General features: G+C 71.1%; 6 protein-coding genes and 4 pseudogenes. 2 read left to right on the top strand and 8 right to left on the bottom strand.

What is annotated here, in order from left to right; translation table 11 throughout:
- From ABD932_RS43450 to ABD932_RS43435, 4 genes are all read right to left on the bottom strand, one after another.
- A partial coding sequence (locus ABD932_RS43450; RefSeq protein ID WP_345022058.1) for an alpha/beta fold hydrolase occupies nucleotides 1–493 on the bottom strand: 493 nt, incomplete at its 3' end.
- 123 nt (nucleotides 494–616) lie between these two features.
- Nucleotides 617–2,191, bottom strand: coding sequence for a phytoene desaturase family protein (locus tag ABD932_RS43445; RefSeq protein WP_345022056.1), 1,575 nt, complete (start codon nucleotides 2,189–2,191; stop codon nucleotides 617–619).
- Nucleotides 2,192–2,267: 76 nt separating this feature from the next.
- The gene (locus ABD932_RS43440) at nucleotides 2,268–4,529 is read right to left on the bottom strand and encodes a serine/threonine-protein kinase (RefSeq protein WP_345022054.1); all 2,262 of its coding nucleotides are present in this window, start codon (nucleotides 4,527–4,529) and stop codon (nucleotides 2,268–2,270) included.
- A gap of 63 nt (nucleotides 4,530–4,592) precedes the next feature.
- Nucleotides 4,593–5,390 carry an oxygenase MpaB family protein gene (locus tag ABD932_RS43435; RefSeq protein ID WP_345022060.1) on the bottom strand — a complete coding sequence of 266 codons (798 nt, stop codon included), beginning with the start codon at nucleotides 5,388–5,390 and terminating at the stop codon, nucleotides 4,593–4,595.
- A 290-nt stretch (nucleotides 5,391–5,680) separates the two neighbouring features.
- Between ABD932_RS43435 and ABD932_RS43430 the strand changes: the two genes are divergently transcribed.
- On the top strand, nucleotides 5,681–5,956 hold the full coding sequence (locus tag ABD932_RS43430) for a hypothetical protein (protein WP_345022052.1): 276 nt from the start codon (nucleotides 5,681–5,683) through the stop codon (nucleotides 5,954–5,956).
- On the opposite strand, the pseudogene ABD932_RS43425 reads toward ABD932_RS43430, so the two are convergent.
- Nucleotides 5,953–6,052 (bottom strand): annotated as a pseudogene (locus ABD932_RS43425) (IS5/IS1182 family transposase); the annotation flags it as partial. The gene ABD932_RS43430 and the pseudogene ABD932_RS43425 sit on opposite strands and share 4 nt — an antisense overlap.
- On the opposite strand from ABD932_RS43425, the pseudogene ABD932_RS43420 reads away from it, so the two are divergent.
- Nucleotides 6,033–6,374: pseudogene (locus tag ABD932_RS43420) on the top strand (transposase); the annotation flags it as partial. The pseudogenes ABD932_RS43425 and ABD932_RS43420 sit on opposite strands and share 20 nt — an antisense overlap.
- A 48-nt stretch (nucleotides 6,375–6,422) precedes the next feature.
- On the opposite strand, the pseudogene ABD932_RS43415 reads toward ABD932_RS43420, so the two are convergent.
- The 3 genes and pseudogenes from ABD932_RS43415 to ABD932_RS43405 all read right to left on the bottom strand — a co-directional run.
- A pseudogene (locus ABD932_RS43415) lies at nucleotides 6,423–6,980 on the bottom strand (aldehyde dehydrogenase family protein); the annotation flags it as partial.
- A 60-nt stretch (nucleotides 6,981–7,040) separates the two neighbouring features.
- Nucleotides 7,041–7,907 (bottom strand): ABC transporter permease, encoded by an 867-nt coding sequence (locus ABD932_RS43410; protein WP_345022050.1) that lies wholly within the window; start codon nucleotides 7,905–7,907, stop codon nucleotides 7,041–7,043.
- Nucleotides 7,904–8,160 (bottom strand): annotated as a pseudogene (locus ABD932_RS43405) (ABC transporter permease); the annotation flags it as partial. The gene ABD932_RS43410 and the pseudogene ABD932_RS43405, both read right to left, overlap by 4 nt.

Below are 8,160 nucleotides of genomic sequence, written 5' to 3'. Positions count from 1 at the left end.
GAGCGGCGACAGTGGCACTGCCCCTGACCCACCGCAGGTATCTCGGGTGCCGGTGACCGGCGGGCCAGGGGAACGCCACGCTGTTGAGGACGACCAGCCGTGCCACCACGCCCGGATTGCGCAGGGCCCACGCGATGCCGATCGGCCCTCCCCAGTCGTGCACCACCAGGGTCCACCGGCGGTCCGGCAGGCCCTGAGTGCCGGTGAGGTGACGGAACAGGTGATCCAGATACGAGAGCTGCCGCTCAAGGGCGTCGAGGGACCCCTGCGCGGCCGGAACGCGAGGCGACAGGCCGAACCCTGCGAGGTCGGGAGCGATGCAGCGAAAGTCCGGCGACAAGGTCCCGAGCAGGCTTCGCCAGATGTAGCTCCAGGAGGGGTTGCCGTGCAGGAACAGCACCGGGTCTCCGGTGCCGACGTCGACGTAGTGCTGGTCCGTGACGGGAACCTGCCGCCAGTGGCGGGGGCCCGGGTAGCCGGGAAGCGCTCGCACTCTGATCACGGTAGAGCCGGAAGACCCAACTTGCCCCGCTCGCCCGGTATTTCACCTCAAGGGCGGAAGAGGTGATCAAAGAGACGAAAGCAACTTGCCGCATGGTTGGGCAGGTTTTGGGAACTATGCCTCCGCCTGGAGGACGGCCATCGCCGCGTTGTGCCCGGGCACCCCGCTCACCCCTCCCCCACGCACCGCGCCCGCCCCGCACAGCAGCACGTTCGCGTGCGGTGTCTCCACGCCCCAGCGCCCGGTGTTCTCCTGGGCGTACGGCCAGGCCAGCTCGCGATGGAAGATGTTGCCGCCGGGGAGGCGGAGGTCGCGCTCCAGGTCCAGTGGGGTCTTGGCCTCGATGCAGGGACGTCCGTCGGCGTCGGTCGCCAGGCAGCCGACGATCGACTCGGTGAGGTGGGCGTCCAGTTGGGCGAGCGTCGACTTGAGCAGTTCCTCGCGTACGGCGGCGTTGTCGCCCTCGAAGAGCCGGGCCGGCGTGTGGAGGCCGAAGAGGGTGAGGGTCTGGTAGCCCTGTTCGACGAGGGCGGGGCCGAGGATCGTCGGGTCGGTCAACGAGTGGCAGTAGATCTCCGCCGGGGGCGCGGCGGGAAGTTCCCCGGCGGCGGCCTGGGCGTGGGCGGTGGCCAGCTGGTCGTACCCCTCGGCGATGTGGAAGGTGCCGGAGAACGCCTCACGCGGGTCGACGGAGCTGTCGCGCAGCCGGGGCAGGCGCTTGAGCAGCATGTTCACCTTGAGCTGGGCACCCTCGGCGGGGGCCGGAGGTGTGTCGCCGGTGAGGGCGGCCAGGGCTTGCGGGGAGGCGTTGACCAGGACGTGCCGGGCGACCGCGACGCCCTCGCCGTCCGCCGTGCGATAGGTGACCTCCGCCGTACGGCCGTCCGTGTCGATCCGTTCCGCCTCGTGCCCGGTGGCGATGACCGCGCCCGCCGCACGCGCCGCCGCCGCCAGAGCGTCGGTGAGGGCGCCCATACCGCCGACCGGGACGTCCCAGTCGCCGGTGCCGCCGCCGATCACGTGGTAGAGGAAGCAGCGGTTCTGCCTCAGCGAGGGATCGTGGGCGTCGGCGAAGGTCCCGATGAGCGCGTCCGTCAGGACCACGCCCCGCACCAGGTCGTCCGCGAAACGCTCCTCGATGGCGACACCGATCGGCTCCTCGAAGAGGGTCCGCCAGGCCTCCTCGTCGTCCACCAGGCGGCGCAGCTCCTCGCGGCTCGGCAGGGGTTCGACGAGCGTCGGGAACACCCGCTTGGCGACCTCGCCGGTCATCCCGTAGAAGCGCTGCCAGGCCTGGTACTCGCGCTCCCCGCCCGTCAGCCGGGCGAACGCCTCCCGGGTGCGCCGCTCGCCGCCGCCCACCAGCAGACCGGTCGGCCGTCCGTCCCGTTCCACGGGCGTGTACGAGGAGACGTTGCGGGTGCGGACCCGGAAGTCCAGGCCGAGGTCCCGCACGATCTTCTTGGGCAGCAGGCTGACCAGGTACGAGTAGCGCGACAGCCGCGCGTCGACCCCGGCGAACGGCCGGGTGGACACGGCGGCGCCCCCGGTGTGGTCCAGCCGCTCCAGGACCAGCACGGACCGGCCGGCCCGGGCCAGGTAGGCGGCGGCGACCAGGCCGTTGTGGCCTCCGCCGACGATGACGGCGTCGTACGTACGGTGTCCCGGCTTTCCCTCGTGTGCAGGCATGGTTCTTGGTAACACGTGATGATCTAGGTCGGCCATAGGTGCGGCGCGCGCGAGTCACCGGAGGACGCCGCTGCGCTCAGGCGCCTCCGGACGCCCGCTGCTGCCGCAGCACCGCCACCCTCCGGTACAGCTCGACCGCCTCCGCGCCCCGCCCGAGCTGCTGAAGGCAGTGGGCCTCGTCGTTGCGGCTGGCGAGGGTGTCCGGGTGGTCGGCGCCGAGGACGCGCTCGCGGGCGCCGGCCACTCTGCGGTACTCGGTGAGCGCGTCCGGCCAGCGGCCCAGCCAGCCCAGGCTCACGGCGACCTCGCGCCGGCTGACCAAGGTGTCCGGGTGGTCCGGGCCGAGGACACGCTCGCGGATCGCGCACACGTCGCGGGACTCGGCGAGCGCCTCCTCCCAGCGGCCGAGCCGGCCGAGGTTGACGCCGAGGCCGTGCCGGGCGCGCAGGGTCTCGGGGTGGGCGGGGCCGTGGACGCGGATGCGGTCGTCGACGAGGTCGCGGTAGAGCTGGAGCGCCTCCGTGCTGCGGCCGAGCCGGCCGAGGCTGATGCCGACCTCGTAGCGGGCGGCGAGGGTGTCGGGGTGGTCGGGACCGAGGGCCTGGGCGCGGGCCTCGGCGACCTCGCGGTAGGTCTGCAGGGCCTCCGCCCAGTGCCCCAACTGGCCCAGTGCGTAGGCGACTTCGTAGCGGGTGACGAGGGTGTCGGGGTGGTGCGGGCCTAGGACGCGGGCGCGGGCGGCGGCGACCTCCGTGGCCATGCGGTACGAGTCCTCCAGGCGGCCGAGCCTGCTGAGGTTGAAGGCGAGGTTGTGCCGGCAGCGCAGGGTGTCGGGGTGATCGGCACCCATGGCGCGCTCCCGGGCGATGAGCACGGACGTGTAGACCTGGTGGGCGTCGAAGTGGCGGCCCAACTGGCCGAGCACGTACGCCATCTCCTGCCGGGCGGCGAGCGTTTCGGGGTGGTCCGGGCCGAGGGCGAGGCTGCGCGCGCGGGCGACGTGCTTGTACTCGCGCAGCGCGTCGGCGGCGCGGCCGGTGCGGCTGAGGGTGAACGCGACCTCGTAGCGGCTGGCGAGAGTGTCGGGGTGGTCGGGGCCGAGGAGGTGCTCGCGCTCGGCGGCGACGGCCCGGTGCACCTCGCCCGCCTCCGCCCAGCGGCCCAGCCGGCCGAGGCTGAGCCCGGCGTTGTGCCGTCCGGCCAGCGCGGTGAGCGTCTCCTGGGACGGGGCGGGCGGTTCCTCGGGTACGGCGGTCTCGTCGGGCCGGCCGGTGGCCGGACGGGGGATCCACTCGCCGGTGAGGCCGGCCGCGGCGTCGGGGGGTGTGGTGCGCAGTCCGGCGCCGGTGGCCTTGTGGCCGGTGGTCATGCCACGGGTCCAGGACGGCAGGCGCGGCTCGCGGGTCACGGGCTCCGGTGGCCTGACGGCGGGTTGCGGGGGCCTGAGGGCGGGCTGCGGGGTCACCACGGTCGGGACGTACGCCGGTGTCGTACGGCCCAGTCCGATCCGGCGGCCCAACTCGCGGCCGTCGTGGGGGCGTTGCTCGGGGCGTTTGGCCAGCAGGTCGAGGATGATCTTCTCGAAGTACTCGGGCAGCTCGGCGCGGTGGCTGCGTGGCGGCCGGGGCGGGGTGTCGCGGTGGCCGACGAGGATGGCCCAGGGGTCGTCGAGGTCGAACGGCGGCACTCCGGTGGCGATCTCGTACAGCACGCACCCCAGCGAGTACAGGTCGCTGCGCTGGTCCACCTCCTCCCCGCCGATCTGCTCAGGCGACATGTAGTGCGGGGTACCCATCGCGATGCCCGTGCCGGTCAGCCGGGAGGTGAAGCCGATGTCGTGGCCGAGGCGCGCGATGCCGAAGTCGCAGATCTTCACCGTGCCGTCGCCGAGCCGCATGATGTTCGCGGGCTTCAGATCGCGGTGCACGATGCCCTGCTGGTGGGTGTAGGCGAGGGCGGCGGCGACCTGGTCGGCGATGTCGACGACGTCCGGGACGGGCAGCGGGTGGTGCTTGTTGTCCTCCAGGAGCTGACTGAGATTACGGCCCTGCAGCAGCTCCATGACCAGGAACAGGATGCCGTCGGACTCGCCGAAGTCGTGGACGACGGTCACCCCGCGGTGCTGCAGCGCCGCGGCCACCCGCGCCTCGCGGCGAAACCGCTCCCGCAGGACCCGGGTGAAGGAGTGGTCGTGGTGGGGCCCCAGCGGCTTGAGGCACTTCACGGCGACATGCCGGCCCAGCGACTCGTCGCGCGCACGCCACACCTCGCCCATACCGCCGCGCCCGATCGGATCGAGCAGCCGGTACCGGCCCTGGATCAGTCTGCTGTCCCCCATCTCCCGCGATCGCCCCCCGTCACGGTCCGCCCCACCCTCCCCCGGCTCGTCCAGTATGGCGAGCTATCGTCCGAGTTTGTACGGTGCCGGGCGCGAGCCCGGGCCGAGCCGGGCCATGGCGCGCAGGATGTGTTTGGGCGGGAGTTGCCAGCGCAGACGTGCGGGAACACAGCGCAGCAGGGTGCCCGTGGCACGCAACTGGCGGGTGACGGTGGCGGGTTTCGGGGCCGGTCTGCCGTACAGCTCATGGGCGTACGGCGGCAGAGCGGCGTACGCCAGGTGCGCCACGCGCCGCCACAGCACCTCGCGCGCCGGGACGAGAAGGGGATGCGTCGGAGGGCGGAGGAGGAAGTCGTCCACCGCGCGGGCCTCGGGTCCGCAGGCTAGCTCGGGCCGCACCTTCTCGAAGTACGCCGCCATCTCCGCCCGGTTCGCCGGTACGACGTCCGGGTCGAGGCCCACCAGGCGGGCGCTGACCCGGTGTTCGCCGATGTAGCGGTCGGCCTGCGCGTCGGTGAGGTGGAACCCGGAGCGTCGGGCGACCTGCAGATAGGAGTCGATCTCGGCGCAGTGCACCCACAGCAGAAGTTCGGGTTCGTCGACGCCGTACCGCTCCCCCGTGTCCGGATCGGTGGCGCCGAGCATGCTGTGGATCTTCCGGACCCGGGCGCCGGCCCTCTCGGCGGCCTCGGTGGTGCCGTACGTGATCGTCCCGACGAAGTTGGCGGTGCGCAGCAGGCGGCCCCAGGCGTCCTCGCGAAAGTCGGAGTTCTGCATGACGCCGCGTACGGCGCGTGGGTGCAGGGCCTGGAGGTAGAGCGCGCGGACTCCGGCGACCCACATCATGGGGTCGCCGTGCATCTGCCAGGTCACGGAGGAGGGCCCGAAGAGCCCGGGGTCACCGCTGCGTATGGCGTCCACACCCGCAGTGTGACCGGGCTCGCTAGTTGGCACCAGGCCACCTTCACGACCTGCACTGATGCCAAGCAGCTACAGAGGCCGGAGCCGCAGAATCAGCGAAACAGTTGGCACTTTAATACAGCGCAGGTCATGAGGGGTGTGTCGCCATAGCGGGCCAGAGATCTTCCGCGGCGACAGCCTTGATAGGAACGCGGCAGCCACATCGCCGTGTTCCTGCGAGGCGAGAAGCTGTGCTGGACAGCAAGCCGTACCGCTCGCGCCAGTATGCGCAGCTTCGTGGACACCAGCCGTCGGGAATGGTCGAGCAACCGGCGTTCCAGCGCGGCGCCGGGGCCTTGGGCGTCACGGACGACGGTGAGGTTGAGGAGCCTCCGTCCGAACGCATCGCTGCCTACGTCGCCGCGCTTCTTGAGCGGTGGTGCGACATCACCGAGGATGCGGGAGAGACCTCGCCCTGGTCGAGCGATCCTCTGATCGGCAATGCAAGTGGCCCGGTCACCTACTAGGCGATACCAACGAAGGCGAGAAAGTGTTCGGCCTTACCCTCGTAGCGGCGGTGGAGGCGCCGGCAGCCGGGATACCGTTCTCTCGACCACCCAGCGACGCACAGCCCGTCTGACCAGGTAAGTCAAGGCTGTGGTGAAGGAGTTGGCGGGCCGGGCGGGATCTCGTTTGCTGGCGATACTCGCGGCGGGTCTGCTCGCCACACGGCCCTGCGCGCCCTGCTGCGCATCCCGTTGCCCACCGGGCGGACGCCTGGCGTGATCGGCGTCGACGACTTTTGCTCTGCGCCGGCGGCACCGCTATGCCAGCGTGGTGGTCGACGCCGAGACCCATGAGCGGATCGACGTGCTGCCCGACCGCACCGCCGACACGCTGGAAGCTTGGCTGCGCGAGCATCCGGGCGTCGAGGTCGCGTGCCAGCTCGCCCAGGATCAGGGAGGACAGCGGGGTGAGCGCGGCCGGTTTGAGCACGGCGGTGCAGCCTGCGGCGAGGGCGGCGGCGGCCTTGCGGGCGGCCATGGCCAGCGGCACGTTCCACGGAGTGATCAGCAGGCAGGGGCCGACCGGTTCGGCGACGGTGACGATGTGACTCTTGCCGTCCGGCGAGGGTGTGCTGCGCGCGTGCGGGCGGACCGCCTCCTCGGCGTACCAGCGGAAATAGGCCGCGGCATAGTCGACCTCGCCCCGGGCTTCCGTGATCGTCTTGCCGATCTCCAGGGTGATGACCCGGGCCAGACGCTCACGGTGTTCGGCCATGGCGTCGGTGATCCGGTGCAGGACCATCGCCCGGTCCCGCGGGCTGGTGAGGGCCCACTGGTCGGCGGCCGCGGCCGCCGCGTCCAGTGCTTTCAGCGCGTCTTGTGCGCCGCAGTCGGCGACGGTGGCTATGACTTCCTCGGTTGCGGGGTTGCGCACCTCGAAGGTGCGACCGCCGGTGGCGGGTTGCCAGTCGTGGGCGAGGAAGCCACGGGGGACGGATTCCAGGACTGCCGACTCCACTGAGGGAGGGGTGAGGGTGTCAGTCATGCGCGTGGCTCTTTCGCTGATCGCAGGATGGTGTGTTGAGAGAGCACGATCGGTGGGTGGTCATACGGCCTCGCCTCCCGGGTTGGCGACACCGACGGTGTTCTCGACCGAGAGCAGGGAGTCCTGCCGTCCGGAGCCGAGCCAGCGCACCAGGGCCACCAGGCCCAGGGCGAGGATGGCGAAGGCAATGAGGATCGCGCTGACCGCGGTCACGCTGGGGTCGATCTCGAAGGTGAGCGAGTTGTAGACCTGCACGGGCAGGGTGACGGTGTCGACCGAGGACAGGAACTGGGAGATGTAGAACTCGTCGAAGCTGGTGATGAAGGAGAAGATCGCCGCCGCGATCATGCCCGGCGCAGCGAGCGGGAAGGTGATCTTCCGGGCGATCATGAGGCGGCCGGCGCCCATGCTGGCGGCGGCGTCCTCGAGGCGTTCGTCGATGCCGCGCAGGGTCGCGATCAGGATCAGCACCGCGATCGGTGAGGCCAGCACCGTGTGGCCCAGCGCGATCGCGATGGGGCTGCCCAGCATCGCGGCCGGTTCGAAGAACAGGAACAGCCCGAGCGCGGTGACGATCTGCGGGATGACCAGCGGGCCGAGGACCAGGGCGAAGACCGCCGAGCGCAGCGGGAGTTCGCTGCGGACCAGCGCGGTCGCCGCGGTCACCCCGATGATCAGGGAGAACACGGTGCTCAGGGCGGCGACCAGGGCGGACAGGGACAGTGCGGCGGGCCATTTGCTGCCGTCGGCGAACAGGGCCTTGTACCAGTTCAGCGTCCACGCCTCCGGCGGGAACGACACGAAGGCGTTGTTGCTGAAGGAGGTGACCAGGATGACCACGATCGGCAGCGCCAGGAACAGCAGGATCACGGTGGCGACCGCGGTGAGAGCGATGCGTCCGGCGAGGGTCTTGCGCAGTTCCATCATGTGGCGCTCCTCTTCTTACGGCTGGCGCCGAGCGAGGTGACGACCTTGACCAGCAGCAGTCCGGCCAGGGTGAGGACCAGCAGGATGACGCCCTGGGCGGCCGCCCCGTTCCACTGGTTCTCCTTGGTGACCTGCTGGTTGATGAGAGTGGCGATCATCGTCTGGTTGGGTCCGCCCATCAGGGCCGGGGTGATGTAGTAGCCCAGCGACAGGATGAAGCTGAGCAGCCCGGCACTGGCCAGCCCGGGGGCGA

Source organism: Streptomyces shaanxiensis (assembly GCF_039537145.1).
GTDB lineage: Bacteria > Actinomycetota > Actinomycetes > Streptomycetales > Streptomycetaceae > Streptomyces > Streptomyces shaanxiensis.
Note: the sequence above shows the minus strand (reverse complement) of the source record. Positions and strands in the feature narration are given on the sequence as shown.

Bases quoted from the DNA above. Each gene is read 5' to 3' on its own strand.
- ABD932_RS43440 (WP_345022054.1), bottom strand. From the start codon at position 4,529: ATGGGGGACAGCAGACTGATCCAGGGCCGGTACCGGCTGCTCGATCCG.
- ABD932_RS43410 (WP_345022050.1), bottom strand. From the start codon at position 7,907: ATGATGGAACTGCGCAAGACCCTCGCCGGACGCATCGCTCTCACCGCG.
- ABD932_RS43435 (WP_345022060.1), bottom strand. From the start codon at position 5,390: ATGCACGGCGACCCCATGATGTGGGTCGCCGGAGTCCGCGCGCTCTAC.
- ABD932_RS43445 (WP_345022056.1), bottom strand. From the start codon at position 2,191: ATGCCTGCACACGAGGGAAAGCCGGGACACCGTACGTACGACGCCGTC.